The sequence below is a fragment of the Ferrovibrio sp. genome (genome assembly GCF_035304305.1).
Classification (GTDB): domain Bacteria; phylum Pseudomonadota; class Alphaproteobacteria; order Ferrovibrionales; family Ferrovibrionaceae; genus Ferrovibrio.
This window is the reverse complement of record NZ_DATGQG010000083.1, coordinates 13,978-39,028: the sequence shown is the minus strand read 5'-3', so window position 1 is coordinate 39,028 and position 25,051 is coordinate 13,978. Positions and strand designations below refer to the sequence as shown.

The 25,051-nt window shown below is 64.8% G+C and carries 26 protein-coding genes and 1 pseudogene; 9 read left to right on the top strand and 18 right to left on the bottom strand.

Translation table 11 applies throughout. The features are described 5' to 3' along the window. The 7 genes from VKZ87_RS10165 to rpsF all read right to left on the bottom strand — a co-directional run. Positions 1–916 (bottom strand): M48 family metallopeptidase (locus tag VKZ87_RS10165; protein WP_324221143.1); only part of this gene is annotated, 916 nt, incomplete at its 3' end. Then, a complete protein-coding gene (locus tag VKZ87_RS10160; protein WP_324221142.1) occupies positions 913–1,290 on the bottom strand; it encodes a hypothetical protein in 378 nt (125 codons plus the stop codon). The genes VKZ87_RS10165 and VKZ87_RS10160, both read right to left, overlap by 4 nt. Beyond that, the gene (locus VKZ87_RS10155; protein ID WP_324221141.1) at positions 1,280–2,695 is read right to left on the bottom strand and encodes a CHASE2 domain-containing protein; all 1,416 of its coding nucleotides are present in this window, start codon (positions 2,693–2,695) and stop codon (positions 1,280–1,282) included. Before VKZ87_RS10155 ends, VKZ87_RS10160 begins: the two co-directional genes overlap by 11 nt. Positions 2,696–2,847: 152 nt before the next feature. Beyond that, positions 2,848–3,396, bottom strand: coding sequence for a 50S ribosomal protein L9 (gene rplI, locus VKZ87_RS10150; RefSeq protein ID WP_324221144.1), 549 nt, complete (start codon positions 3,394–3,396; stop codon positions 2,848–2,850). Then, the gene (locus VKZ87_RS10145; RefSeq protein ID WP_324221140.1) at positions 3,396–4,400 is read right to left on the bottom strand and encodes a DUF2232 domain-containing protein; all 1,005 of its coding nucleotides are present in this window, start codon (positions 4,398–4,400) and stop codon (positions 3,396–3,398) included. Before VKZ87_RS10145 ends, rplI begins: the two co-directional genes overlap by 1 nt. 38 nt (positions 4,401–4,438) lie before the next feature. Further along, on the bottom strand, positions 4,439–4,711 hold the full coding sequence (gene rpsR / locus VKZ87_RS10140) for a 30S ribosomal protein S18 (RefSeq protein WP_324221139.1): 273 nt from the start codon (positions 4,709–4,711) through the stop codon (positions 4,439–4,441). Then, complete coding sequence (rpsF, locus tag VKZ87_RS10135) at positions 4,711–5,160, bottom strand: 30S ribosomal protein S6 (RefSeq protein ID WP_324221138.1); 450 nt, start codon at positions 5,158–5,160, stop codon at positions 4,711–4,713. Before rpsF ends, rpsR begins: the two co-directional genes overlap by 1 nt. Positions 5,161–5,654: 494 nt before the next feature. Between rpsF and VKZ87_RS10130 the strand changes: the two genes are divergently transcribed. Continuing rightward, positions 5,655–6,587: an SAM-dependent methyltransferase gene (locus tag VKZ87_RS10130; RefSeq protein WP_324221137.1), complete on the top strand. Its 933-nt coding sequence runs from the start codon at positions 5,655–5,657 to the stop codon at positions 6,585–6,587. Here VKZ87_RS10130 and VKZ87_RS10125 read toward each other — a convergent pair. Next, positions 6,562–7,533: pseudogene (locus VKZ87_RS10125) on the bottom strand (methyl-accepting chemotaxis protein); the annotation flags it as partial. The gene VKZ87_RS10130 and the pseudogene VKZ87_RS10125 sit on opposite strands and share 26 nt — an antisense overlap. 254 nt (positions 7,534–7,787) lie before the next feature. Between VKZ87_RS10125 and VKZ87_RS10120 the strand changes: the two are divergent. From VKZ87_RS10120 to VKZ87_RS10110, 3 genes are all read left to right on the top strand, one after another. Further along, positions 7,788–9,179 carry a class II fumarate hydratase gene (locus tag VKZ87_RS10120; protein ID WP_324221135.1) on the top strand — a complete coding sequence of 464 codons (1,392 nt, stop codon included), beginning with the start codon at positions 7,788–7,790 and terminating at the stop codon, positions 9,177–9,179. 95 nt (positions 9,180–9,274) lie between these two features. Further along, positions 9,275–10,696, top strand: coding sequence for an FMN-binding glutamate synthase family protein (locus tag VKZ87_RS10115; protein ID WP_324221134.1), 1,422 nt, complete (start codon positions 9,275–9,277; stop codon positions 10,694–10,696). Positions 10,697–10,704: 8 nt separating this feature from the next. Beyond that, positions 10,705–11,457: an SDR family NAD(P)-dependent oxidoreductase gene (locus tag VKZ87_RS10110; protein WP_324221133.1), complete on the top strand. Its 753-nt coding sequence runs from the start codon at positions 10,705–10,707 to the stop codon at positions 11,455–11,457. Here the strand turns inward: VKZ87_RS10110 and VKZ87_RS10105 are convergent. The 9 genes from VKZ87_RS10105 to VKZ87_RS10065 all read right to left on the bottom strand — a co-directional run bounded on the left by VKZ87_RS10105 (position 11,454) and on the right by VKZ87_RS10065 (position 19,039). Further along, positions 11,454–12,122 (bottom strand): SOS response-associated peptidase, encoded by a 669-nt coding sequence (locus VKZ87_RS10105; protein WP_324221132.1) that lies wholly within the window; start codon positions 12,120–12,122, stop codon positions 11,454–11,456. The two genes, VKZ87_RS10110 and VKZ87_RS10105, sit on opposite strands and share 4 nt — an antisense overlap. 27 nt (positions 12,123–12,149) lie before the next feature. Continuing rightward, positions 12,150–12,617, bottom strand: coding sequence for a nuclear transport factor 2 family protein (locus VKZ87_RS10100; protein WP_324221131.1), 468 nt, complete (start codon positions 12,615–12,617; stop codon positions 12,150–12,152). A 28-nt stretch (positions 12,618–12,645) separates the two neighbouring features. Continuing rightward, a complete protein-coding gene (locus VKZ87_RS10095; protein WP_324221130.1) occupies positions 12,646–13,482 on the bottom strand; it encodes a substrate-binding domain-containing protein in 837 nt (278 codons plus the stop codon). A 13-nt stretch (positions 13,483–13,495) separates the two neighbouring features. After that, positions 13,496–14,230, bottom strand: coding sequence for an ATP-binding cassette domain-containing protein (locus VKZ87_RS10090; protein ID WP_324221129.1), 735 nt, complete (start codon positions 14,228–14,230; stop codon positions 13,496–13,498). Between the two features lie 10 nt (positions 14,231–14,240). Beyond that, positions 14,241–14,951 carry an ABC transporter permease gene (locus VKZ87_RS10085; protein ID WP_324221128.1) on the bottom strand — a complete coding sequence of 237 codons (711 nt, stop codon included), beginning with the start codon at positions 14,949–14,951 and terminating at the stop codon, positions 14,241–14,243. A gap of 87 nt (positions 14,952–15,038) precedes the next feature. Continuing rightward, positions 15,039–15,476, bottom strand: a complete 438-nt coding sequence (locus VKZ87_RS10080; protein ID WP_324221127.1) for a response regulator — start codon at positions 15,474–15,476, stop codon at positions 15,039–15,041. Further along, a complete protein-coding gene (locus tag VKZ87_RS10075) occupies positions 15,473–17,002 on the bottom strand; it encodes a sensor histidine kinase (RefSeq protein WP_324221126.1) in 1,530 nt (509 codons plus the stop codon). Before VKZ87_RS10075 ends, VKZ87_RS10080 begins: the two co-directional genes overlap by 4 nt. Before the next feature lie 155 nt (positions 17,003–17,157). Continuing rightward, the gene (locus VKZ87_RS10070) at positions 17,158–17,901 is read right to left on the bottom strand and encodes a cytochrome c biogenesis CcdA family protein (RefSeq protein ID WP_324221125.1); all 744 of its coding nucleotides are present in this window, start codon (positions 17,899–17,901) and stop codon (positions 17,158–17,160) included. 34 nt (positions 17,902–17,935) lie between these two features. Beyond that, entirely contained in the window at positions 17,936–19,039 is a 1,104-nt protein-coding gene (locus VKZ87_RS10065; protein WP_324221124.1) for a YeeE/YedE family protein, read from the bottom strand. 102 nt (positions 19,040–19,141) lie between these two features. Here VKZ87_RS10065 and VKZ87_RS10060 point away from each other — a divergent pair, with 102 nt between their 5' ends. The 4 genes from VKZ87_RS10060 to VKZ87_RS10045 all read left to right on the top strand — a co-directional run bounded on the left by VKZ87_RS10060 (position 19,142) and on the right by VKZ87_RS10045 (position 21,206). Continuing rightward, complete coding sequence (locus VKZ87_RS10060; RefSeq protein WP_324221123.1) at positions 19,142–19,369, top strand: sulfurtransferase TusA family protein; 228 nt, start codon at positions 19,142–19,144, stop codon at positions 19,367–19,369. 127 nt (positions 19,370–19,496) lie between these two features. Continuing rightward, positions 19,497–19,706, top strand: a complete 210-nt coding sequence (locus tag VKZ87_RS10055; RefSeq protein WP_324221122.1) for a hypothetical protein — start codon at positions 19,497–19,499, stop codon at positions 19,704–19,706. Further along, the gene (locus VKZ87_RS10050; RefSeq protein WP_324221121.1) at positions 19,703–20,176 is read left to right on the top strand and encodes an SPOR domain-containing protein; all 474 of its coding nucleotides are present in this window, start codon (positions 19,703–19,705) and stop codon (positions 20,174–20,176) included. The genes VKZ87_RS10055 and VKZ87_RS10050 overlap by 4 nt, the downstream gene beginning before the upstream one ends. A 148-nt stretch (positions 20,177–20,324) precedes the next feature. Next, complete coding sequence (locus VKZ87_RS10045) at positions 20,325–21,206, top strand: hypothetical protein (protein ID WP_324221120.1); 882 nt, start codon at positions 20,325–20,327, stop codon at positions 21,204–21,206. Between the two features lie 30 nt (positions 21,207–21,236). On the opposite strand, the gene gltX is transcribed toward VKZ87_RS10045, so the two are convergent. Continuing rightward, positions 21,237–22,637 carry a glutamate--tRNA ligase gene (gene gltX / locus VKZ87_RS10040; protein WP_324221119.1) on the bottom strand — a complete coding sequence of 467 codons (1,401 nt, stop codon included), beginning with the start codon at positions 22,635–22,637 and terminating at the stop codon, positions 21,237–21,239. A 118-nt stretch (positions 22,638–22,755) separates the two neighbouring features. On the opposite strand from gltX, the gene VKZ87_RS10035 reads away from it, so the two are divergent. Further along, positions 22,756–24,987, top strand: coding sequence for a ComEC/Rec2 family competence protein (locus tag VKZ87_RS10035; RefSeq protein WP_324221118.1), 2,232 nt, complete (start codon positions 22,756–22,758; stop codon positions 24,985–24,987). Positions 24,988–25,051: the final 64 nt, after the last annotated feature.

Genomic DNA, 25,051 nt, shown 5'->3' with positions numbered 1-25,051 from the left:
GCCCCTTGTCGAGCTGACCGGCTCCGATGGCCTGCTCGATCTGGGCGTCATAGGCCCGGTTGATCTCGCTTTTCTGTTGTTCCTGCTTCACTTCCTGATCTTTAAGACGCTGCATCGAGCGAAAGGCGGCCGAGTAGGAGTATCCGGCCTTGTTCAGCAGATCGAGGCCGAGAAGATCGGCTTCATCTTCCTGTTCGCGCCGCCAGCTGGGTGCAAACAGCGTATCGTTTGCCTTGGTCATGGCTACGTAACCGAGCAGCAGGTTGTTGGCGCTTTGCTGGCTCGCCCCGTTGCGCGACAGCGCAAGCATGGCTGCTGTGGTGGCCAGATGGATCGCCTGCTGGCGCTGCTCGATATGCGCTTCGGTTTCGCTATGATTGAGCAGCACATGCGCGAGTTCGTGGGCAAGGACAAAGGCAAGCTCGTCCTCGCTGTCGGCATTCACGAAGAGGCCCTGTGCGGCGACGACCGTGCCGTCAGGGAAAACCCGGGCGGAATAGCTGCTGTCTGCCGTAATGATCACCTTGGGAGCAGGGGCCGGCTTTCCCCAGGCAACCAGCAGCTTGATCATGATCCCTTCAGCGTACTTAACGAGAGGTTCGGCCTTGCGCAGCGGCTGATTGACCCTGAGGTGATCCTGCAGCTCAGCCAGCATGCGTGTTTCATTGCCGGATGGGTTCGCCGGACCCAGAATTTGCGATGCGGTGCGGACGCGGCGGGAATCCGCGTGGTCTATGAACTTGCCGCTGAAACTCTCATATGTGGGACCGGCAAGGATGTTGCCGATAATCGGGCCATCCTTGCCGGTCTGACAGGCGGAGAGCAGCCCAGCCGCACCTATGCCAGCGAGCAGGAGCGCGGCCTTGTAAGCCAGCCTGTTAATCGTTTCCCGAAAAGGTGCAGGCCAATGGTTCATTTGCAGTCCCCAAATCCGCGGGAAAGTCCTTCCTGCGCCGGCCCCCTGGCGGTTCTTACGCGCAGGGCCGCCTCGCATTCAGTGGCAATGGTGGCCTCCTGATCGATGCGGAAATTCGCCGGAACCAGCCAGTAATCGCCCTTGCTGGTCGAGACCTTAACGATGTCGTTGTCGGCGTCGTATTTGAGAGCGGGAAACGGCACCGGTGGGAAATCTGCGATGTCGAGTGATCCCTTAAGGGTTCCGTTCTCATCGTACACCGAAATTTTCCCGGCGCGATCCGGCGTCAGCTTCGTCACATTGACGGTCTGCGCGGTCGCGCTGCCGGCTACCGCGAGAATCAGAAGAATTGACAAGAAAACCTTATTCAGCATGTGCGGCTCCCGTGCGAATTGGATCGCTAAAGGCGGTGAGGATGAGATCCTTGAAGAGGCGTGCATTGAACATGAGGCCGATGGTCAGCAGGCCGATCCAGTTGACCGGCTCAAAACGAAGAACCATCGTGCTGTACGTCAGGACGAGAAGCGGAACGGCCAGGCCGATCAGGGCGAAGCAAAGGCCGGCACGTAGCGTCGGCGGCTGATGCCGGGAACGTCTGGCCCAGGTTGCCGCAAGCCAGCCGGAAAAGAGTACAAGCACAGCCTCGAGAATGCTGTCTGCTCCGACCGTCAGAACCTTGGGCCAGGGGTGGAAATAATCCGAGCCGTAAACGACAAGATTGTCGAAGGCCATGGCGTGTATGTGCACGCCGGTCTGGCGACCGTACACAGGAGAAAGGCCGTAATCGTTCTGGCCTGAAAACTCCGCACCGATGAAAACGTAACGGTCGGCAAACAGCTCGCGGGCAAACCCGTCCGGATCAGCATGACCGTTACGGGCTGTCTCCGCCCGCAGAAGTCCTATCCGGTGCACCAAGTCCGAGCGCACAGTTGTGTGTGATGAACAGTTGTGCAGGCGCTGAAGCGCTCCACGTCCTGCAGCCGGGAAGAACTCCCACCACAATCGCTTTGCCGCGCGGAACAGGGGAGATGCGCCGGTGGCACATCCCTTTTCGCTACCGAGAAAGATATTGTCGGCGGAGACATTCTCCCCCCACTGCACCACCAGTTCGTCGCGGAAAGCGTGGTCATCTAGGGGAATGCCCGAAGACTGCGCGTATATCCTGTACAACCCGAGTGAGGCGGCATTGTAATGAGTGGCAGGCGCGGCGGCATTGATAATGGGCTCAATCCGCGCACCCTGTTCCAGCAATTCGACATGAACCGGTTGGGCGACTTGACGCAGCGCCGGAAGGGTCTGCTGCACGTCCGGCTTGGCGACAGCTCCGTTCCCACGCTCCGCTTCCAGCAGAACCGGCATGAGGACAGGAATGTTTTTGGCGGCGGCTAGCTGGGAGATATTCGCGGCGAGGCGATCCAGATCAGCCGGGTTCCCCCGAGGATCCGCCAGGAGAAAATCAAGGAAGATCGCTTTCGGCTGGTAGGCCGCGATATTGGCAAGAAGCCGGTCATAGTATGCGAAGGACGGGGGGAAGGTTTCCTTCGCTTTGGCAAGCGCCTCATCGTCGACGATGACGACAGTAATCAACTTTTGCGCCGAGGCCGGGTAGAACGGGGCGATGATACTGAAGAAGACATTGCGGGATTCGTCTTCGGCGGCCTGGCGCGAACCGAACGGATTGATGAACGCAAGACCCAGGACAAGGACCGCAGTCCAGATGTAGGAAGATGTATTGCGGATGCAGTGCAGAGCACTGCATGCCAGTGATGATAGCGCCAATCCCCCCACCCTCACGCCTTTTCTACGACAATGGCGTGAAAAGATATATCCGATCGCGAGTATTTCTGAAAAGTATTACAATCCCGCGGTTTTGCGCAAAAAAAGGCCCGCGTTGCCGCGGGCCTTCGTCATTCGCGGATGGCGAAAGCGAATCAGGCGGTCTCGGTTTCGCCCTCGGCGTTCTCGCTGGCCTCGCCCTCGATGGTGACGCCTTCGTCCAGCAGCGCCTCGGCGCTGACCTGCTTCTCGGCTTCGGCCTCGGAGCGGGCAACGTTGACCTTCACCTCGACGGTCACTTCCGGATGCAGCACGACGGTCACGCCGGTGACGCCGACGGTCTTGATCGGCGTGGCCAGATTGACCTGGCCGCGGGCGATGGTGAAGCCGGCGGCGGTGACCGCCTCGGCAATGTCGCGGGCGCTGACCGAGCCATAGAGCTGGCCGCTGTCGCCGGCCTGACGCAGCAGCATGACGCTCAGGCCCGCCATCTTGGCGGCGACCTTCTCGGCCTCGCCCTTGCGGGCCAGGTTCTGCGCCTCAAGCTGGGCGCGCTGCTGCTCGAACACCGCCTTGTTGGCGGCGGTGGCGCGCAGGGCTTTCTTGCGCGGCAGCAGGAAATTGCGGGCGTAGCCGTCCTTGACCTTCACGACATCGCCCATCTGGCCGAGTTTCTCGACGCGTTCGAGCAGGATCACTTCCATCATTCATTCTCCCGGCTGGCTCCGGCCCCGGCGAGGCGCCGGCGGAAACCCGCCCATTCTTCGATCAAACCCAGGATGAGCACCAGTCCACCGACCAATGCGCCAGCCACTACCAAGGCCGCATAGAAAGCGGCCAAAATCAGTCCCGTTGCGGCAGACTTCGCCGCCATTGCGTGCACCACCGCCAGCCCCTGCATGAAGTAGGGGACCAGCAGGATGGCTGCCACCGTCCAGGCCACGACCCTAGCCTCGCCCGACAGCACGAAACCCGCCACGCTCGCCGCGGCCAGCGATATGACAAGAAACCGCGGCAGGGTCAACGCGCCATATTGCGGGCTCGGCCGGCGGTTCTGCTTCACCATGCCGGCCAGCCCCTGGGCGAGGGTGCCGTTGACCACCATCATCACCAGCCAGCTCACGCCGAACACTGCCGGCATCAGCATGGCCAGACGCTTTGCCACCGCCGCCAGGTCCCCGGGTTCCGTGCCCAGACCCTGGCCCTGGGCCTGCAGTGCCTCCGGCGGCATGGCCGAGAGGAACTGCTCCAGCAGCGGTTCCAGCGCGCCGGTCAGGCCACCTTCGCCGCCGGTCACCAGCAGGGCCAGCACCAGCAGGCCAAGGGCCCAGCCGACCAGCCAGGTGAGCAGCCGTCCGGCCGGATACCATTCCAGGCCGCCGCTGATCTCGGCGTTGCCGATGCCCGCTTCCGGACCGGCTTCTTCCGCCGGCCGGGCGAGCAGGGCCTGCCGGACCAGCACGACGACCGGTGCGGCAAAGACGACGAGATAGACGCCGCCGGTGAGCAGCCCGTAAGCGGCATTGATCCCGGCGCCGACCGCTCCCGCCATCGCCACGGCGGGCACGCCATGGGTCAGGCCGACGAAGAAGAGCGGCATCGGCGCCAGATAGCCGAGCAGGAAGCCGAGCGGACCGCTGGCCGCGGTCAGCACCAGCAGAGCGCTGGCGGCGCCTGCGAGGCTGCCGATGAACAGGCTGCGTGTCATGGCAAATCCCGCCGGTCCCCTGCGGAGACCGGTGAGCCTTACTTGATGACGAAGGGCAGCAGGGCCAGGTTGCGCGCGCGCTTGATGGCCTGCGCCAGTTCACGCTGCTTCTTGGCCGAGACTGCGGTGATGCGCGACGGGACGATCTTGCCGCGCTCGGAAATGAAGCGCGACAGCAGCTTCACGTCCTTGTAGTCGATCTTCGGCGCGTTCGCGCCCGAGAACGGGCAGGTCTTGCGACGGCGGAAGAAGGGACGGCGGGCAGCGCCGCCACGGGCGCCGGAGGCCGGCTTGGTACCAGTGCTCGACATTATGCACCCTCCTGAGCAGTAGCAGCGGCAGCGGTTTCCTCACGCTCGAAACGGGGGCGACGCTCGCCGCCGCCGAAGCCGCGGTCACGATCGCCGAAGCGGGGACGGTCGCTGCGGTCGCCGCGGTCCTTGTTCAGCAGCATGGCCGACGGACCTTCCTCGAGGGCGTCCACGCGCACGGTCAGGTAGCGCAGGATGTCTTCATGGATGCGCATGTTGCGCTCCAGTTCGGCAATCGCCGCGCCGGAGGCAGTGATGTTCATCAGGACGTAATGTCCCTTCTTATTCTTCTTGATGCGGTAGGTGAGATTGCGCAGACCCCACTGCTCGGTCTTGCCGACCGTGCCGCCCTGGCTGGTGATGATCTCGCTGAATTGCGCCACCAAGGCCTCGACCTGGGCGGTCGAGAGATCCTGGCGCGCGATGAATACGTTCTCGTAGAACGCCATCGGCAGCTCTCCTTCTGGCTGTTAACGGCCCGGCGGCGACGCACCATGCGTTCGACGGATCGGACCTGGCCGGACCCCGGAGGATCCAGCAAGGAGCTATGTGAGGGCGCGGACTATAGCGATTTCGCCTTGCTGTGCAAGGGGAAGGAGGAGCGCCGGGGCCGGCCGCCCAAGCGACACCAGAGCATATAGAAATCATTTCCTTGAATGGGCCAAAAAAGGAACATACAATGGAGGAGCTGGCTCTGGATAATCCGCCCTCTGACTAACCGTCTGAGCAAAAGATCCGGACGCCGGGCGGCAGATCGCGGATTTGTCAGCGACGCGAAAAGAGGAAACGAGGCAGCAGGAAAGCAGGATAAGCCAAAATAAGCGCGAATAAGCGCAAACAGGGCCAGATGAGCATCGTCTGAGTCCGGTCAGACAACGGATAGGCACGGAAAACCGGAAGCGGGGAACTTGAAGCGACCCGAAAGGCGCCGGATAAGCAGGGCATGAGCCGTACCGCTTATCTCGCCGCCGAGGGATTCGAAGCGCAGCTGCGCGAGGAGCTTGGGTCTCGCATCCTGTTCGAGCACGACCGATTGTTCGTCGCCGGAGATGACGGTCCGCCCGCCGCCTGGGCGGCGAACACATGGTTCGATGTGCAGGAGGTCGCCATCGAATCCATTGGCGACGCCGCCGCAAAGCTGAAGGCCATCCAGCGCAACTGGGCGGCCTATGCGCCGGTGCATCACCGCCGCGCCAGGCTGATTGTCGAGAAGCTGCCCCATGTCTCGGCGAAGCCGCTGGAATTCGGCCGGCCGCTACCGGCTGCGCCGCTCGGCTCCTTCACCCTGCTGGCGCCGGAGCGGATGCTCTATGCCGCGCGCTGCTCCTCGCCGCGGCCGAACGGCGTGTTCGATTTCAACGAGGATCGGGAAGGGCCGCCCAGCCGCGCCTATCTGAAACTCTGGGAAGGGCTGACCCGGCACAATCTGGAATTTGGCCATGGCCTGCCGCAGCCGGGCGACGTGGCGCTCGATCTCGGCGCCTCACCCGGCGGCTGGGCCTGGGTTCTGGCACAGACTGGCGCGCAGGTCACCGCCATCGACAAGGCGCCGCTTGCGGAGAATGTCATGGCCATGCGCAACGTCGCCTGGCGGCAGGGCAGCGCCTTCGCACTGGATCCGGATGACTTCGGCCCCGTCGACTGGCTCTGTTCCGACGTGATCTGCTACCCGGCCCGGCTGCTCAGGCTGGTGCAGCGCTGGCTCGGTTCAGGCCGCGTGCGCAATGCGGTCTGCACACTGAAATTCCAGGGCGAAACCGATCACGACACGGCGCGCGCCTTCGCCGCCATTCCCGGCAGCCGGCTCGTCCATCTGCACCACAACAAGCACGAACTGACCTGGCTGTGGTCTAGTCCTTCCGCGGCTTCTGGGTGATGACGCCGCACCAGCCGAGGCCGTCATAGGTCTCGTAGCCGATGGTGTTGGCAAACGCGACCAGCTCGCCGTCGGGCAGGTAATAGTAGCCGCGCGGCTTGCCACCGGTTTCGAGCTGGAACGGCTGGTACAGGCCGGCATTGTCGGAGGCGGCGATGATGCGGCGGTTGGAGTCGAGCAGCAGCACGCGGGTGCGCTGCCATTCCTCCGCGCTGAGCGAGGGCTCGTCGGCGACAATGCTGTGGCCCTGCTTGTCCCAGTCGAAGACGACGCCCAGCACGCCGAGCGGGGCGCCGTTGATATGGCCCTGGTCGCGGACCGCGGCGGCGTAGATCGCCACCGCCTTGTTGTCGTGGCTGGCGCTGCGGCTGATGTCGTCGACCACGTAGTCGTCGCCGCTGCGTGATTGCATGGCGGCGCGGAACCAGCGGGTCTGGGCGACCGAGGCCCGCGCAGCGCGGGGAAAGGCCTTCGGGTTGGAGGTGGCGACGATCTGGCCGCGGGAATCGGCCAGCACGAGATTGAGATAGACGGTGTAGAAGCGGTTGATCATGGCCAGCCGCTCGCCGGCGCGGGCGAGCAGTTCGGGCGTCGGATCGGCCAGGGCCTGCCACATCGCGTCGTCTGTGGCCCACCAGCGGCAGTCGCAGGTGCGCTCATAGAGGTTGCGCACGATCAGCTGGACGAGGCCCTGCGCCATGTCGGTCAGGCGCGGCCCCTCAAGGTCCTTCACAATCTGCTCGACGATCTGCTCGGCGGCGCGCTTGGAATCGCTGATGCGGGTCAGCACCACCTCGCGGAAGCGTTTGGAACTGCTGGAGGCCTGGCCCGCCAGGGCTTTCACCTCCTGGGCCACCACGGCGAAGCTGCGGCCGACCTCGCCGGCGCGGGCGGCCTCGATGGCGGCATTGAGGGAGAGCAGGGTGGTCTGGAAGGCGATGTCCTCGTTGGCCGCGCCGAATTCCTGGACATCGCGCTCGATGTTGTTGATCAGGTCGTGGATCTGCAGGTGATGCGTATGACCGGTCATGGCATTCGGAGGTTTTATTGCGAGACGCCGTATCCGATGCAGGTTGCATGCCGGGAGCGACTGCTCAAAAACCTGCCGTGCCTGCCCTATATCTCCCGTGGGCGGGCTTGAGAGGCAGGCCTGAATTTCAGCATTTGCTGCTTTTGCAGGCAGCGGAACGGAGCCGTCAGATGCAGACCAGACAGGAACGAGACGCCTTCGGCACCGTGGAAGTGCCGGCCGACCGCTACTGGGGCGCGCAGACCCAGCGGGCATTGTCGCTGTTCCGGATCGGTACCGAGAAGCTGCCGCCGTCGCTGACCCGGGCAATCGGGCTGCAGAAGCTGGCGGCGGCAAGGGCCAATGCCCGCCTGAAGGAGCTGCCTGCCGAACTGGTCGAAGCCATCACGCAGGCGGCCCGCGAGGTGGCCGACGGCAGGTTCGACGACCATTTCCCCCTGCCGGTCTGGCAGATCGGCTCGGGCACGGCGACCAACATGAACGCCAACGAGGTGATCGCCAACCGGGCCAACGAACTGCTCGGCCAGCCGCTGGGCACCAAGAATCCGGTGCACCCGAACGACCACATCAACCGGGGCCAGTCGTCGAACGACACTTTCCCGACGGTGATGCATATCGTCACCGTGCTGGAACTGAAGAACCGTCTGATCCCTGCCTTGCGCAGCCTGCAGGGCCAGCTCGCGGTGAAGGCCGAAGCCTGGAAGGACATCGTCAAGATCGCACGTACCCATCTGCAGGATGCGACGCCGATGACCCTCGGCCAGGGCTTTGCCGCCATGGCGCGCCAGGTGGAACTGGGGATCGGACGTGTCGAGGCGGCACTGGAGAATCTCTATCCGCTGGCGCAGGGCGGCACCGCGGTTGGCACGGGGCTGAATGCGAAGGTCGGCTTCGACACGGCATTCGCCGAGGAGCTGTCGAAGCTCACCGGCCTGCCGTTCACTGCCAACCCGAACAAGTTCGAAGGCATGGGTGCCCATGACGCCCTGATGGAAGCCAGCGGGGTGCTGAACACGGTTGCCGTGTCGCTGACCAAAATAGCCAACGACATCCGCTTCCTCGGCGCCGGACCGCGCGCTGGCCATGCCGAACTGGTGCTACCCCATGACGGGCTTACCTCATCCATCATGCCGGGCAAGCGCAATCCAACCCTGGCCGAGGCCCTGCTGCAGGTCTGCTATCAGGTGATGGGCAATCATGTTGCCGTGACGCATGCGGCGGCGGCCGGCCATTTCGAACTGAACGTTGCCAAGCCGGTGATCGTCCACAACATCCTGCAGTCGATCACCCTGATGGCGGATGCCGCCGAGCTGTTCGGCACCGGTATGATTGCCGGGATCGAGCCGAACACCGCCACGCTGCAGCGCAATGTCGAGCATTCGATCATGCTGGCCACCGCGCTCAACCCGCATCTCGGCTATGACAAGGTGGCGCAGATCGTCAACAAGGCCTTCGCCGAGGGGACGTCGCCGAAACAGGCGGCCATCGACCTTGGTTATCTGTCGGCGGAAGAATACGACCGCCTGGCAGATCCGCGCGCCATGCTCGGACCAAGACAATAGTTGTCGTTCTGAATCTGCTGCACTCGTGCTGATTGTGTTAGGGTGGCGCCAAGCCGTCCGCACGAGGCGGCGTTTTTCCGGGTGGGAGTGGAGTGATGCTGCTGTACATCTTCGCCGGGGTTCTGCTGCTTGGCTGCGGCACGGTCGGCTGGTTTTACGTCTATGACCGCTGGGTGCAGCGTGACCATGCGGTGCGGCGGAATTTCCCGATCTACGGGCGTTTCCGCTACATCATGGAGAATCTCGGTGAGTATTTCCGGCAATACTGGTTCACCGCCGACTGGGAAGAGCGTCCGTTCAACCGCCTGACCCGCGCCTGGGTCTACCGCTCCGCCAAGGGCGTCTCGAACTATGTCGCTTTCGGCTCGCAGGTCGACGCCCAGGAGCCGGGCCATGTCTATTTCCTGCACTCCGCCTTTCCGGTGAACGACGACGAGGCCGAAACCTATACCGGCAAGTGGATCGGCAAGGGCGTGGTCAGCCGGCCCTACAAGCCGACCAGCTTCTTCCACATCTCCGGCATGAGCTACGGTGCGCTCTCCTCGGCCGCGATTACGGCACTTTCCGAGGGCGCGGCGATGGCCGGGGTCTGGCTCGATACCGGCGAGGGCGGTCTGTCGCCCTATCACCTGAAAGGCAATTGCGACATCGTCTTCCAGATCGGCACTGCCAAGTACGGCGTGCGCGACCGCGACGGCAATCTCGACGAGGAGCGCCTGAAGTCGATCGCCGATCTGCCGCAGGTGAAGATGATCTGCGTCAAGCTGAGCCAGGGCGCCAAGCCGGGGCGCGGCGGGATCCTGCCGGCCTCCAAGGTGACGGAGGAGATTGCCGCGATCCGGCGCATCGAGCCCGGCAAGGCCTCGATCTCGCCGAGCCGGCACCGCGAGGTCACCGATGTGCCATCGCTGGTCGCTTTCATCAACCGCGTGCGCCGCGTGGCCGACCGGCCGGTCGGCATCAAGCTGGCGCTGGGCAGCTACGACTTCATCGACGAGTTTTTCCGCTATCTGCAGGACCGGCCGGAGGAAGCGCCGGACTACATCCAGCTTGACGGCGCCGAGGGCGGCACCGGCGCCGCGCCCGCGCCGCTGGCCGACTATGTCGGCCAGTCGATCATCCAGTCGCTGCCGCTGGTGGCCCAGCGCCTGCGCGAATACGGCCTGCGCGACCGCATCCGGCTGGTCGCTTCCGGCAAGCTGCTGACACCCGACAAGGTGGCCTGGGCGATCTGCATGGGGGCCGACTATGTCGTTTCGGCCCGCGGCTTCATGCTTGCGCTGGGCTGCATCCAGGCGATGAAGTGCAATACCGGCCATTGCCCGACGGGCGTGACCTCGAACGATCCGCGCTTCATGCGCGGTCTGGATCCGACCCGTAAGGCGGTGCGTGTCGCCAACTATGCCCGTGCCGTACAGCATGACGTGGAAGCGATTGCCCATGCCTGCGGCTGCCGGTCGGTGCGCGATCTGAAAGCGCATCATGTCCGGGTCAATGGCGGCGACATTATCCTGTAGGGGGAAGCATGAAGACGGGACTGAAGGGAAAGCGCGTTCTGGTCGCGGGTGGTAGCCGGGGGATCGGCCGGTCCATCGCCCTGGCCTTTGCGGAAGAGGGGGCGCAGGTTTCGATCTGCGCCCGCAGTGAGGGCGCGTTACGTGAAACCGAGGCCGAGCTGAAGAAGGCCGGCGGCGTGGTGCATGCGATGACCTGCGACCTTGGCGACGGCGACGCGGTACGTGGCTACGTCGAGGCCGCGGCGAAGGCGCTGGGCGGCATCGATATTCTGGTCAACAACGCCTCAGGCTTTGGCCGGACGGATGACGAGGCGGGCTGGGCCGCTTCGGTGAATGTCGACCTGATGGGAACCGTCCGCGCCAGCCAGGCTGCCATTCCCCATATCGAGAGGGCCGGCGGCGGCGCAATCCTGCATGTCTCGTCGATCTCGGGCCTGCTGGCCAGCACCCGCACGCCGCCCTATGGCGCCGTGAAGGCGGCGCTGATCCAGCTGACCAAGACGCAGGCGCTGGCGCTCGCGCCGAAGAATATCCGCGTCAACTGCGTGGCGCCGGGCTCGATCGAGTTTCCCGGCGGCGTCTGGGACCAGGCGAAGACCGGCAATCCGAAACTCTACCAGTCGATCTTGGCCGGTATTCCCTTCGGCCGCTTCGGCCGGCCGGAGGAGGTCGCTACTCTCGCGTTGTTCCTCTGCTCGGATCTGGCCAGCTGGGTGACCGGGCAAACGGTGGCGGTGGATGGCGGACAGATGCTGGCCTAGGCAACGCTGAGCGCGGCGTTCAGCGGCGCGAAGCATTCCGGGCCGTCGACCTTCACGCCATTGACGACGGAAGTGACGCGATAGCGGGCCATCTCCCCGGCCGGATACGGCTTCAGCATGGCCTTTAGCGCCGGCACCGGCGTCGCACTGTCCAGCCATGCTGCGAACTGCTCGCGCTTCAGGATCACCGGCATCCGCTCATGCAGCGGGCGCAGATAGTCGTTCGCCGCCGTGGTCAGGATGGTGAAGCACTCCGTGCCGAAGGCCGCCTCGTGCTGCCATAGCCCGGCAAAGGCGAACAGTCCGCCGCCTTTCATTCCGATGCGCCAGGGCTGCTTTGTCTTCTGGCCTTCAATGGCCTGCCATTCATAGAAGCTGTCGGCCGGGACCAGGCAGCGGCGCTGCGCGAAGGCCTCGCGGAACGTCGGCTTGCTGTTCGCCGTCTCCGCGCGTGCATTGATCAGAGGTGCATTGTTGGGGCCGGCAAAGCCCCAGCGCAGCAGGGCGATGTCGCGCCGGCCTTCGCTGTTGCGGATCACCGCGCTCGTCTGTGTCGGTGCGATGTTCCAGCGCGGTGGCAGGTTCGGGCGCTGCGCCTTCTCGTACAGGTCGAAGAAGGACGCCAGATCGTCCAGCGGTTTGGTCAGGCTGAAGCGGCCGCACATGCCTTCTGCATAGCGCGTCGGCTGCTGCTATGCCAGATGCGGCTGGGCTTCTTCGCGCGCCTTCAGGGCGGCGCCTTCGCGGGCAAGGATCCTGGCCACCCTCTCCGGCGCAAAGCCGAGATCGAGCAGGGCTGGACCGGTATTGGCGACCTCGCGGTATTCCGCGATCAGGCCGTCGCGAAGCGTGTAGATCGCCACGCCTTCGAACATCACCCTTTTTCCTCCGGCTTCCGGTAGCAGGGACTTGTAGCTGAAGGTATAGCGGGAATAGAGCGTCCGGCCGTCGCTCACCGGCTCATGGAGATGCCAGCGGAAATCCGTCGCCGTACGGTAGAACCAGTCGTTCACCATCTCGGCGATCTTCGCGCGCCCCCGGAAGGCACCGTAGAAGACGTCGTGGTAGACGCCGTCCTCGGTGAACAGGCGGGCGAACGCCTCGCCGTCACGGTTCTGCACCGCGTCGGCAAAGGCGCGCAGCATGGTTTGCGTGTCCATGGGTTTCCTCCGGCAATTCCCGCGCAGCTTAGCTGCTGCTGCCGGGTTTGTAATTGGGGAAGAACAGCTGCTGGCCGCCGATCCTGTAGGCGGCGATGGCATCCTGGCCTTCCTTCGAGGTGATCCATTCGATGAACGCCTTGCCCTCGGCCACCTTCACTTTCGGATGCTTCTGCGGATTCACCAGCATGACGCCATACTGGTTGAACAGGCGCTCGTCGCCTTCCACGAGGATGGTGAGGTCGCCCCGGTTCCTGAAATTGAGCCAGGTGCCCCGATCGGTGAAGGCGTAGGCATTCATCCCCGAGGCGGTGTTCAGCGTCGGGCCCATACCGGAACCGGTTTCGCGATACCAGCCGCCGCCCGCCGCTTTCACGTCGATATCGGCGGCCTTCCACAGCCGCAGCTCGGCCGCATGCGTGCCCGAGGAATCGCCGCGCGACGCGAAGGGGGCCTTGGCCGCAGCGATCTTTTTGTAGGCGTCGACGACATTCTTGCTGCCGGCGATCTTCGCCGGGTCGCTTTTCGGGCCGACGATGACGAAATCGTTGTACATGACCCGTCTGTGCTCGACGCCGTGGCCCGACTCGACGAATTTCTTCTCGGCCACCGGGTCATGGACGAAGACGACATCGGCGTCGCCGTTCTCGCCGGTCTTCAGCGCCTGGCCGGTACCCTGCGCCACAACGCGCACCGTGATCCCGGTCGCCTTGGTGAAGAGCGGCAGGATATGGCCGAACAGTCCGGACTGTTCGGTGGAGGTGGTGCTGGCCACGATGATGAATTTGTCCTGCGCCAGCGCTGCGCCGGCGGAAAGGGCGAGAGCGGTGGCGGTTACGGCAGTCAGGAACGTTCTGCGGATCATGGTCTGCTCCTTGTCACCAGGTGAGTTGCCCGTTGAGAAATGCCTGTGCGGCCTCGCTGCGCGGCGCCGCGAAGAAATCCGCTGCATCGGTGCGTTCGGTGATCCGGCCGCCATGCAGGAAGATGATGTCGCCAGCGAGGCGTTTCGCCTGGCCAAGATCATGGGTCGTCATCACCACCTTGACGCCGTCGCGGACGAAACCGGCGATGATCTCTTCCACCTGGCGCGCGGCGCCGGGATCGAGGCTGGCCGTCGGCTCGTCGAGGAAGACGATCTGCGGCTGCAGCGCCCAGGCCCGCGCCAGCGCCAGCCGCTGCTGCTCGCCGCCTGACAGCACGCGGGCGGGACGCCCGGCCATGCCGGCGAGGCCGACCCGCTGCAGGGCTGCCATGGCGCGTTCCTGCCGCGTCCCGCCGTCGAGGCCGCGCAGCCGGAGCGGGAAGAGCACGTTCGCGATCACCGAACGGCGCAGCAGCACCGGCTTCTGGAACACCATCGCCTGGCCGAAGCGCAGGGTCTCGCGGTTCTGGGCCGCGGGTCCCTCCCAGGCCACGCGGCCGGCGCTTGGCCGCAGCAGGCCATGCATCAGTCGCAGCAGCAGGCTTTTGCCGGCACCGTTGGGGCCGAGGACGATGGTCGGCGGGCCTGGCTCGAGGGTGAGGCTGACGCCGGAAATCAGGTCGCGCCCGCCGGCGGTAAAGACGACGTCCCGGACCGAGAGCGGGAGCAGGGTGGCGGGCGAATGCATCGACATTGCCTCAGGCGCCGCTATGGACGCGCTGGGACACATTGCTCAGCGTCGTCGCCGCGGCATTGATGCTGATCGCGATGGTGAGCAGCACGATGCCGAGCGCCATGGCGAGCGAGAGGTCGCCGCGGCTGGTTTCCAGCGAGATGGCCGTGGTCATCGTGCGCGTGTAGCCGGCGATATTGCCGCCGACGATGATGATGGCGCCGACCTCGGCGATGGCACGGCCGAAGCCGGCCAGTACCGCGGTGCTGAGGCTGTAGCGTCCGTCCCAGATCAGCGTCGGCACGGCACCAAGCGGCGTCAGGCCGAGGGAGCGCATCTGTTCCTCGTATTCGCTCCACAGGTCGGCGACAATCTGCCGGCTCAGCGCCGCAACGATGGGCGTGATGAGGACGACCTGTGCGACGATCATGCCAGCCGGCGTGAACAGCCAGCCCAGAGGCCCGAGCGGGCCGGACCGCGACAGCAGCAGATAGACGATCAGGCCGACGACGACAGGCGGCAGCCCCATGCAGGCATTCACCACGACGATGCAGGCTTCGCGGCCGGGAAAGCGCGTCAGCGCCAGGCAGGCACCCAGCGGCATGCCGATGATGCTGCCGATCACGGCGGCCGTCAGACTGACCCGCAGCGACAGGGCGATGATGGAGAGCAGCTCGGAATCGAGCTGCCACATCATCTGAAGGGCGAGGATGAAGGAGTCCTGGATCGTGCTCACACTACGGAATTACCGCAGGTCAGCAGTGTGAGGCAAAGGAGAAAACCGTTTTATTTCAGGCAGTTTTGGGTACAAAAACTTTTGTCGTCAAACCGCCGCGGTGGGTGCTGAACCCTGGCGTGACCGGGCAATGCTGCGACGGTCTTCCGCGGCCGCCTTCTCGAGGATCGCCTTCAGCTCGTCCTCGTAGAACAGCTTGCCGATGTTGGGCCACATGCGCCAGCGCTCGTCGATGCCGGCTTCGTCATAGCCGCTGGCGAAAACGAAGGGCACGCCGAGCTCGAGCAGCAGGTCGGCAGCGGCGAAGCTGCGGATGCCGCCAAGGTTGACATCGAGGATGGCGACGTCGATCTCGCGGTGGTTGGCCTGGATGAATTCCAGTGCCGGTTCGAGGCGGAGAAATGGCCCGAGCACCGAATGGCCCAGATCCTCCATCATGCCTTCGAGCAGCATCGTCACCAGAGGCTCGTCCTCGACGATCAGCACGCGAAGACCGGTTTTTCCGTCCGTCTGCCCATCGGTCATGTGGTTTGCCCCCGTAAGCTTATTGTGAATCGGCAGACCAGACCGGTCGGCCGATAATCCATTGCCAGCTGGCCGTTGAGCTCGCCGACGATGCTGCGTTCGATCAGCTGCGAGCCAAACCCCTTGCGCGTCGGCGGTTCGATCGGCGCGCCGCCGCTTTCGTGCCATTCCAGCTCCAGCATGGTGGCGCCGTCCTTCTCCTGCGTGTTCCATTCGACGGTCAGCGCGCCTTCGGCTGCCGACAGGCTGCCATACTTGGCCGCATTCACCGCCAGTTCGTGGAACACCAGACCGAGTGCCAGCACGACCCGCGAGGGCAGATGCAGATCCGGCCCGCGCAGCTGCCAGCGGCTGGAACTGTAGGGATGCAGCTCCTCCCGCAGAATGTCTGCAAGATCGGCACCCTGCCATTGGCCGCGGGTCAGGGCGTTATGCGTGCGCGACATCGCCATCAGCCGCGCCTTGAAGGTCTTGACGAACTGCTCCGGCGGTCCGCCGCTGCGCAGCGTCTGAACGGCGATGGCCTGCACGGTGGCCAGCGTGTTCTTCACCCGATGGTTCAGTTCATCCATCAGCAGGCGCTGCTGGTTCTGGGCCAGGATGCGGTCGGTGATGTCGACGCCGGCGACGAAGATGCCGGAGGTAGAGGATCCGATGCCGGCGATCGGCTGGTAGACAAGGTCGAAATAGCGGTCTTCGGGCTCGCCGTTCGGTTTGCGGTTCAGCGTCAGACGCATGCCCTGGCCGACGAAGGGCTGGCCGGTGGCCATGACGGTGTCGAGTAGCTGCAGATGACCCTGCCGCACGATCTCGGGCAGCGCCTCGCGGATCGGCAGGCCGATCACGTCGCGATGGCCGATCGCGTCCAGATACGCATTGTTGGCGAGTTCGATGACCAGGTCGGGTCCGCTCAGCACGCACATCAGGCCCGGCGCCTGCATGATCAGCCGGCGCAGATGGCTGTACTCGGCGAGCAGGGTACGATTGACCGCCTGCACGGTTTCGGCGCGATGCAGTACCGCGCTGCTGAGCGCGAGCGGCTCCGGCCCGGCTTTCGAGCCGATGGCGGCATTCTTGGCGGGGTGCAGTCCGGTGACGTCCTGCACCTGCTGCAGGATAAAGGCGACCCTGCCGCTGGCATCGCGGATCGGCGTGTGGGTGCAACTCCAGTAGTACCGCTCAGGCGACGCCTTGTCCTGACCGCGCCGCCGGTAGCACAGCAATGGCAGCAGGTCGACCTGGCCGTGGTCGCGAACCCGCCGCAGCGAGTCCTCCAGCCGTTTGACATCCTCGCCCTCGAAGGAGAGGGCAGCGAAGAGATTGACGCCGGAAATGTCGGCCTGCCGCTGCGCCGTGAGGTCGAGATAGGCCTGGTTCGCGGCGATGATGTCGAAGGCGGTATCGAGCAGAAGATGCGGGGTCGGCAGGTAGTCGAAGATGGTATGGAAGTCGACCGAAGGCGCAGAAAGGGAGGCCGCTGTCCCCGCGTCCGTGCCCCCTGCACGATAGATATTTTCTGTCGACATTGCCCGTTGGAATTGCGGCTGGCTTCGATGACAAGCCTACCTCGCTCCGGCAGCCAAGCAAAGTTCCTTTGCACACCCCGAAGCGCGATACGGCGCGGGCGTATTGCCCGTTCCGGTTATTCCAGATCCTGCTAGCGACAGTTTGGTTAAGGCTGTCAGCCGAAATTGGCCAGCCAGGGGAAAGTTTCGAGCAGATAGTAACTGAACTGGCCGAGGCTGTTGGTGAAGATCAGAATGCCGGTGACAACCAGAAGGGCGCCGGCCGTGATCTCCACTTTCCGCAAATGACGGCGGAAGCGCTGCATGAACGCCATGAAGGGTTTGACCGCCAGGGCAGCCAGCAGGAAGGGAATGCCCAAACCGAGGGCATAAGTCGCCAGCAGGGACACGCCGTAACCAAGCTGGTCGCGGCTGGCAGCAACGGTCAGGATGGTCGCCAGGATCGGGCCGACGCAGGGCGTCCAGCCGAAGGCAAAGGCCAGGCCGATGACATAGGCGCCGAGGATGCTGGTCGGCCGCTCGCTGGTATGGATGCGCGCCTCGCGATAGAGCAGCGGAATCTTCAGCAGCCCCATGTAATGCAGGCCGAAGATGACGATCACGGCGCCGGCGACTTTACCGATGACCTCGATATTCTCGAGGATCAGGCGGTTCAGCGCCGAGGCCGAGGCGCCCATGATCACGAAAACGGTGGAAAAGCCGATCACGAAGGCCAGCGCCGAGACGAAAACCCGGCGCGTCAGGGCGGGATCGAACCCTTCGGCGGCGACCAGCCGGTCCAGCGTGGTGCCGGCAACGAAGCAGAGATAGGCCGGAACCAGCGGCAGCACGCAGGGGCTGAGGAAGCTCAGGAGGCCGGCGCCGGCAGCGCCCGCATAGGAAATGTCCAGTCCGCCCATGCCGGAAGTCGCTCCTTCAAGGCCAGCCAGTGGATCAGCTACGGGCCAGGAACGCGCGAACCGCGCCCGGCAGGCTGCCTTCCTCAAGATAGCGGATGCCCAGGATACCGCCAATCACGATGCCACCGAGTGCGACAAAGCTGCCCAGGGCCAGCGTACTGACGCCGGTGAGGCCCTGGCCGATCGTGCAGCCCAGCGCGGTGACGCCGCCGACGCCCATCAATACGCCGCCGGTCAGATGCGACACGACGTCGCCTGCACTGGCAAAGGTTTCGACACGGAAGCTGCCGTCGAGTTTCGCCATCAGGAAACCGCCGAGGATCATGCCGCCGACCGAGCTGATGCCGAAATCCAGCGTCGCGCCGGTGAAGGTCATGACATATTGCAGGGCGTAGCCGATCGGCGCCACGAAGGTCACCGATGCCAGCGGCGCCGGTTCGAATTCGTCATAGCCAATGATGCCGGTCGCCACCCAGCCGCCGATCACGACGAGGCCGATGATGATGCCGGCGGCAATCAGTGCCGGCTGGCGGCGGAAGCGGCTGTCCTTGAAGACCCAGACCAGCAGAATCGCGGGCAGGATCAGCGCCAGCGCCCAGCGCAGGGGGGCCGGATCGATCCCGAAGCCGGTGCCGAGCAGATCGGGCAGGCTCTGGCCCGAGAATCCGCGCGCCTGCAGATCGACATTGGACCAGCTCTCGAGCCACAGCCGCGCCGGGCCGATCAGGCCGCGCAGGGTGGCGTAGCCGGCAATCCCGATCATCAGCACGACGAGGAGGGATTTCAGGTTGCCGGCACCGAGCCGCACCAGCGTGCGGCTGCCGCAGCCGCCGGCGAGCACCATGCCGAAACCAAACAGCAGGCCGCCGATCGCCGCACCCAGCCAGCCCAGGCTGGGGCTGGTATAAATGGATTGCCCCAGATCGATGAACCCACCCAGATGCAGCAGCTGACTGCCCAGCATGGCCACCGCAATGGCCAGCACCCAGCTGCGCAGCCGGCTGCCGTCACCCATCAGCACCATGTCGCTGACGGCGCCCATGGTGCAGAAATTGCTCCGCTGCACGGCGGCACCGAAGATGATCCCCAGCACGAGGCCGGCGATGTTGACCAGATAGGGCAGGGGCAGCCCGGACATGACGGCGAACTCCAGAAGCTTGAAGTGCCGTGAATATAATATTTACATACGAGAAATGAAGTATTATATCTTTCAACAATTATCCTTGTGAATTAAGGGCGTATGATGAGTCAAACCCTCGATGTCAAAGGGCTGAACTGCCCGCTGCCGGTTCTTCGCACCAAGAAGGCGATGAAGGCCGTGCCGAAGGGCGACGTGCTGACGGTAGAAGCGACTGACCCGAATACCATGCGTGACATCGCGGCCCTGTGCGAGGCTTCGGGATTTGCGCTGCTCTCTTCACGGGAAGAAAACGGCGTCTTCATCTTCCAGATCCGGCAGGCGGCCTGAAAATACGCCTGGAACGCTGCTGCGCGGCGTATTTTCCCATTCTTCCGTGTCTCTCCAGTCGGATGGTTGGCTGCACAGAGCGATTGCGCTACCCTGATCGCCTCAGCAGATTTGGGTGTGTTTTCCGATGGCGAAGTTGACCGTCGACGATATCGTTCCAGGCCAGCGTTTCGATCAGCGACAGGGCATGACCTGGCGCGTGGTGCGGCTCATCAACTTCCCCGGCGAAGATGTGGTGCATGTGCAGCTGGTCAATGACCGCGACCACAGCAGCACGAAGACTGTCTCGGTCAACGCCTTGCTGGACCGCAATCTGTTCCGGCCGCTCGACAGGTGATTTCCACTCCGGCAAACCGCATCGACCGGCTGCCCCGTTGCATCGCCGTCCTGTTGCCCGTGCTCGTCGCGGGCTGCGCCGGCACGCCCCCCGCCGAGCCGGCGCCCGCGCCTGTCATGCCGGCGGTGCTGGCGCCGCAGCACCCCGTCACCCAGGTCGTGCCGCCAGCCCCCGTGCCGCTCCCGCCAAAGCCCGTTCTGGCCGGCCATGTAGCGAGTTTCCGCACCCGGGCCGAGGCCGAGGCGGCATTGCCCCGGCTCCTCGAACGCTTTCCGGTTCTGGGTGAGTTCCCGCGGCGGCTGGTTGAAATCGATCTCGGCCCGCAGCGTGGCAAAGTGGTGAGATTGCTGGTCGGCGCCTTCGCCGATACGGGTGAAGCATCCCGATTTTGTCACAAGCTCCGCGGGAACGGCGTATTTTGTGCGCCGCATGATCTCACACCCGAAAGCCTCGCTTCGTCAGGATCTTAGCGTCGAATCGGCTCTACTGCATTGCGATAAGAGGCGTGCTTTGCGCCCGTTCATGCCCGCTTGCTGCCATGTGGCTTTTCTGGCACAAAATTGAGGTGTGCGAAGCTGAAACAGCTTTAGCCTGCAGGCAACCGGAGGACCCGGCGCGGTGAACGAAGCAGTCAAACCGGTAGTTCAGGAAACCCTGAAGCTGGTCGGCGTGGTCGAAAACCAGAGCCGCGAGCTGCTGGCTTTCTGCCAGAATGAGCAGAATCTCGGCGGGAATTTCGCCGACTACAAACGCTTCGTCGAGAAGATCGAGCACTTCTACGTTTTCGTCGATCTGGTCGATGGCCGGATCCCGGAGTTCGAAGAGAGCAAGCAGCAGCCGCTGCGCAAGCACCTGTCGAAGATCCGCTGGAAGATCACGATCCTCGAACTCGATACGACCCGCATCTATCTGGTCAACATCACGCGTTCGGGCCGGCGGCTGCCGCTGGGCGCGCGCGAATTCCTGATGCGCCGCCTCGATCGCCTGAGCGAGATTGCGCAATATTACGACCGCTTCGGCGAGGAACATGAACTCACGCCGCTGAACCAGGACCTGATCGAGGCAGTGCGCAAGCTGCTGCAGCAGGGCATCGACGCCGCACCGAAGCTGGACGAGTTCCAGCCGGCTCCGCCGCCGCCACGGCTTTCCGCCACGCCGAGCGCCCCACTGCCGCCTCTGGTCGCGCCGGAAGCCGTGCCGTCGCAACGGCCGCTGTACAACACCGCGCCGCCCGCGATACCGGCGAAGATCAATGTCCGCGAGCAGTGGGGCCGCTTCTATGTCGAGAAGGGCTCCATCGTTGCCGTGTCGCAGGCCTGCAAGTCGGCGGCGATTTCCCTAGATCAGCTGGCGCAGCGGCTGGGTGTCAGCCGCGTCGCGCTCACCCTGATGCTGAGCGGGCAGGATCCGATGCCGCGGCAGGCCATGGAGCGTCTGCAGCAGTTCATGGCCGACCAGGCGCGCATGACGCAGCAGACGGAACTGCGCCGCCGCATGTAAGCGGCGGCATCTGGCCCCCGATTATTCCGGCTATCCGACGGCGTCGCCCAGACGGGCGAGCGTTTCATCGCGCCCCAGGACGGCGGCCACGTCGAAAATCGGCGGCGAAACGGTGCGGCCGGTCAGCGCGGCGCGCAGCGGCTGGGCCAGCATCCCGAGTTTCACCTGTTCGGTTTCGGCCAGTGCGCGCACCGAAGCCTCGATGGCCGCGGCGCTCCAGTCGCCGATACTGCGCAGTGCCTCGGCGATTTTCCTCAGCCGCGCTTTCGCCGCATCGTCGAGATGCTTCTGTGCCGCAGCATCGGGCTGGATCGGCCGTACGGCAAACAGGAACAGCAATCCGTCGGCAAGTTCGTTCAGGTCCTTGGCGCGCTCCTTCACTGCCGGAAGGATCGCCCTGATCTGCGCCTGCTCGGCCTGGTCGGGCTTGCGTGCAATGCGGGCTTCGATGAACGGCATGGCGGCTTCCAGCAGCTCATCGTCCGCGGTGTGGCGGATGTAGTGGCCGTTCAGGCTGTTCAGCTTGGCGAAATCAAAACGGGCGGGAGAGCGGCCGACATTCTCCAGCCCGAACCACTCGATCGCCTGCTCGGTCGAGATGATCTCGTCGTCGCCATGGCTCCAGCCGAGCCGCAGCAGGTAGTTGCGCATCGCGGCAGGCAGATAGCCCATTTCGGCATAGGCTTCGGTGCCGAGCGCACCGTGGCGCTTGGACAGCTTCGCACCATCGGGGCCGTGGATCAGCGGAATATGCGCGAATTCCGGCACGGCAAAGCCGGCGGCAAGATAGAGCTGAGTCTGCCGCGCCGCATTGGTGAGATGGTCGTCGCCGCGGATCACATGGGTGATGCCCATGTCGTGATCGTCCACCACGACAGAGAGATTGTAGGTCGGCGTACCGTCCGAGCGCAGGATGACCAGGTCGTCCAGCTGCTCGTTCTGGAAGGTCACGTCACCCTGGACCAGATCCCTGATCACCGTCGCGCCTTCGCGCGGCGCCTTGAAGCGGACCACCGGCTTCACGCCGGGAGGAGCATCCTTCGGATCGCGGTCCCGCCAGCGGCCGTCATAGCGGATCGGCCGGCCCTCTGCCCTGGCCCTGGCGCGCATCTCCTCGAGTTCTTCGGGCGTGCAGTAGCAGTAATAGGCCTTGCCCTCGGCGAGCATCTTCTGCGCCACTTCGGCATGGCGGGCCATGCGGGAAAACTGGAAGACCGGTTCGCCATCCCAGTCGATCCCGAGCCATTTGAGACCCTGGAAGATTTTCTGGACGGCATCCTCGGTCGAGCGCTCGCGGTCGGTATCCTCGATGCGCAGGCGGAAACTGCCGCCGTGATGCCGGGCGAACAGCCAGTTGAACAGGGCCGTGCGGGCACCGCCGATATGCAGGTAGCCGGTCGGGGAGGGCGCAAAACGGGTGACGACTTTCATGGCGCAATCCGGGCTGGGAGGCGAGGCGGCGGTTTTAGCATAGGTAGCCGCCGGGGCAAGCCGCGTTCCCGATTTGCTCGGATTGGCGCCGGTTTGCCGTCCGGGCAGAGTTCCGGTCATGGCGGGGCTGGCGCAGAGGGGATGGGCGCAGAGGCTCGCCGCCTCTATGGCGGCGGGCTGGAGCGGATTGCGCGACTTCAGCATCGTCACGACGATGCTGGCGGAGCGCGCGCGCTGGTTTCTCTGGCTGCCGGCCCTGCTGGGCGGCGGCATCGCCGTCTATTTCCTTCTGTCTGACGAGCCGCCGCTCTGGACTCTGCGCCTCTCGGCTGCCGCCGCGGCGGCCGCATTGCTCGCCTGCTGGCCGCGCGCCGGCCTGCGCTACCCCGTCATCGCCCTGCTGGCCGTTGCAGCCGGTCTGTGGCTGGGTGCCGAGCGCAGCGCCTCGGTGGCCGCGCCGGTTCTGCAGAGGCCGAGCGGTGCCGTCTGGATCGAAGGCCGCGTGCTCGAGGCCGAACAGCGCGACAGGGGCCATCGCGTGCTGCTCGACCAGCTCGTCATCGGCGGACTGAATGAACTGGCGACACCCGAACGCGTGCGTATCACCGTGTCCCGGAATGGCGCAGACCTCTGGCCGGGCGATCGCATCCGGCTCCGCGCGATGCTGTCGCCGCCGCCGGAGCCTGCCATGCCGGGCGCGTTCGATTTTGCCCGTTACGCCTGGTACCGCCAGATCGGCGGCGTCGGTTACGCGATTTCCGCGCCGGAAACGATCCCGGCTTCGGAGCCGGTCGGCTGGCGTGATGCCACGGCACTGGCACTGAGCAGCTGGCGACAGGATCTTACACGCCGGCTTGCTGAACAGGCGGAGGGAGCGGGCGGTGCAATCGCGGTGGCGCTGATCACCGGCGTGCGCGGACCGATTCCCGATCATGTCGACGAGGCATTCCGCGATTCCGGTCTGGCGCATATCCTGTCCATCTCCGGCCTGCATCTGACGCTTGTCGCCGGCATTCTCTTCTTCGCCGTCCGAGCCGTTCTCGCGTTGTCGCCCTATCTGGCGCTGCATTACCCAATCAAGAAATGGGCGGCCATCGGGGCCATGCTTGGCGCGATTGCCTATACGCTGCTGTCAGGCGCGGCGCTGCCGACTCTGCGCGCCCTGACGATGGTGATGCTCGCCCTGATCGCCGTGCTTCTGGACCGGCGCGCCATCACGCTGCGCAGCGTCGCCTGGGCCGCCCTGGCGCTGCTGATCCTCTGGCCGGAAAGCCTGCTCGATCCCGGCTTCCAGATGTCGTTTGCCGCCGTCACCGCTCTCGTCGCCGCTTTCGAGCATCTCGCGCCGAAACTGGGGCAATGGCGCCGCGATGCCGGTACTATGAAGGTCATCCTGCTCTGGCTGGCCGGCACGATGGCGGCCAGTCTGGTGGCCGGCCTCGGCTCTTCGCTCTTCGCCGCCTATCACTTCAACCGCATTGCGGAATACTCGCTGATCGCCAATCTGCTGGCGGCGCCGCTGGTCAGCTTCTGGATCATGCCGCTCGCCATGCTTGTCTTTCTGCTGATGCCGCTGGGGCTGGAAGGCTGGGCGATGGCCGCCATGACCTGGGGCGTCGATCTGCTGATCCTGATCGCGGAATGGGTGGCGCACTGGCCGAATGCCGTCGGCCATGTTCCGGCCATGCCGGTCTGGGGGCTTGCGCTGATCACCATCGGCGGATTGTGGCTCTGCCTCTGGCAGCGTCGCTGGCGTTATGCCGGCCTGCTTGCTCTTTGTCTCGGTGCGGTGTCGCCCTGGCTGATTGAGCGGCCGGACATGCTGATCAGCGCCGACGGAAAGCTGAGCGCCGCGCGTGCGGCCGATGGGCGCTACTACTATCTGTCGGGTTCCGTGCCGCCCAGAAGCTTTACCGGTGAGAGCTGGTGGCAGCGCCTGGGCGCGCCACCGCTGTATCCATGGCCGAATCTTCGCCGGAACGACACCGAGGGCAGGACCGGAGCCGATGGCTCGCTCCGCTGCGATCCTGACGGCTGCATCTGGCGCTATGCCGGATACGTCGTCGCATTGCCGCGGCAGCCGCGCGCCATCAGCGAAGACTGCCGCAGCGCCGATGTCGTCATCGCGATGCAGATGCCGGTCCGCTATCGCTGTCCTTCGGCGCGTATCGTCGTGGATCGTTTCGATCTCCGGCGCGACGGCGCGCATGCCCTTTATCTCGACCGCGCAGAGGGGATCCGGATGGTTCACGTGGCGGCCACGCGGGGCCGGCGGCCATGGGTCCTCGCCCGCGGCCACGCGGAGGCGGCGCGCGAGGGAACAGAAGAGCCTTCCCGGTCGCGTCCGTAGCAGGGCGGAACAAAGCCGGCGAAGCCGGGTTCCCGCTGCCAGACGCTGCAACCCTGCGAGAGGC

Coding starts and splice junctions, on each gene's coding strand:
- VKZ87_RS10110 (WP_324221133.1), top strand. CDS start 10,705: ATGAAGACGGGACTGAAGGGAAAGCGCGTTCTGGTCGCGGGTGGTAGC.
- VKZ87_RS10100 (WP_324221131.1), bottom strand. CDS start 12,617: ATGGACACGCAAACCATGCTGCGCGCCTTTGCCGACGCGGTGCAGAAC.
- VKZ87_RS10065 (WP_324221124.1), bottom strand. CDS start 19,039: ATGTCCGGGCTGCCCCTGCCCTATCTGGTCAACATCGCCGGCCTCGTG.
- VKZ87_RS10060 (WP_324221123.1), top strand. CDS start 19,142: ATGATGAGTCAAACCCTCGATGTCAAAGGGCTGAACTGCCCGCTGCCG.
- rpsR (WP_324221139.1), bottom strand. CDS start 4,711: ATGTCGAGCACTGGTACCAAGCCGGCCTCCGGCGCCCGTGGCGGCGCT.
- VKZ87_RS10075 (WP_324221126.1), bottom strand. CDS start 17,002: ATGTCGACAGAAAATATCTATCGTGCAGGGGGCACGGACGCGGGGACA.
- VKZ87_RS10160 (WP_324221142.1), bottom strand. CDS start 1,290: ATGCTGAATAAGGTTTTCTTGTCAATTCTTCTGATTCTCGCGGTAGCC.
- VKZ87_RS10090 (WP_324221129.1), bottom strand. CDS start 14,230: ATGCATTCGCCCGCCACCCTGCTCCCGCTCTCGGTCCGGGACGTCGTC.
- VKZ87_RS10095 (WP_324221130.1), bottom strand. CDS start 13,482: ATGATCCGCAGAACGTTCCTGACTGCCGTAACCGCCACCGCTCTCGCC.
- gltX (WP_324221119.1), bottom strand. CDS start 22,637: ATGAAAGTCGTCACCCGTTTTGCGCCCTCCCCGACCGGCTACCTGCAT.
- rplI (WP_324221144.1), bottom strand. CDS start 3,396: ATGGAAGTGATCCTGCTCGAACGCGTCGAGAAACTCGGCCAGATGGGC.
- VKZ87_RS10080 (WP_324221127.1), bottom strand. CDS start 15,476: ATGACCGATGGGCAGACGGACGGAAAAACCGGTCTTCGCGTGCTGATC.
- VKZ87_RS10070 (WP_324221125.1), bottom strand. CDS start 17,901: ATGGGCGGACTGGACATTTCCTATGCGGGCGCTGCCGGCGCCGGCCTC.
- VKZ87_RS10055 (WP_324221122.1), top strand. CDS start 19,497: ATGGCGAAGTTGACCGTCGACGATATCGTTCCAGGCCAGCGTTTCGAT.
- VKZ87_RS10105 (WP_324221132.1), bottom strand. CDS start 12,122: ATGTGCGGCCGCTTCAGCCTGACCAAACCGCTGGACGATCTGGCGTCC.
- VKZ87_RS10145 (WP_324221140.1), bottom strand. CDS start 4,400: ATGACACGCAGCCTGTTCATCGGCAGCCTCGCAGGCGCCGCCAGCGCT.
- VKZ87_RS10035 (WP_324221118.1), top strand. CDS start 22,756: ATGGCGGGGCTGGCGCAGAGGGGATGGGCGCAGAGGCTCGCCGCCTCT.
- VKZ87_RS10120 (WP_324221135.1), top strand. CDS start 7,788: ATGCAGACCAGACAGGAACGAGACGCCTTCGGCACCGTGGAAGTGCCG.
- rpsF (WP_324221138.1), bottom strand. CDS start 5,160: ATGGCGTTCTACGAGAACGTATTCATCGCGCGCCAGGATCTCTCGACC.
- VKZ87_RS10115 (WP_324221134.1), top strand. CDS start 9,275: ATGCTGCTGTACATCTTCGCCGGGGTTCTGCTGCTTGGCTGCGGCACG.
- VKZ87_RS10130 (WP_324221137.1), top strand. CDS start 5,655: ATGAGCCGTACCGCTTATCTCGCCGCCGAGGGATTCGAAGCGCAGCTG.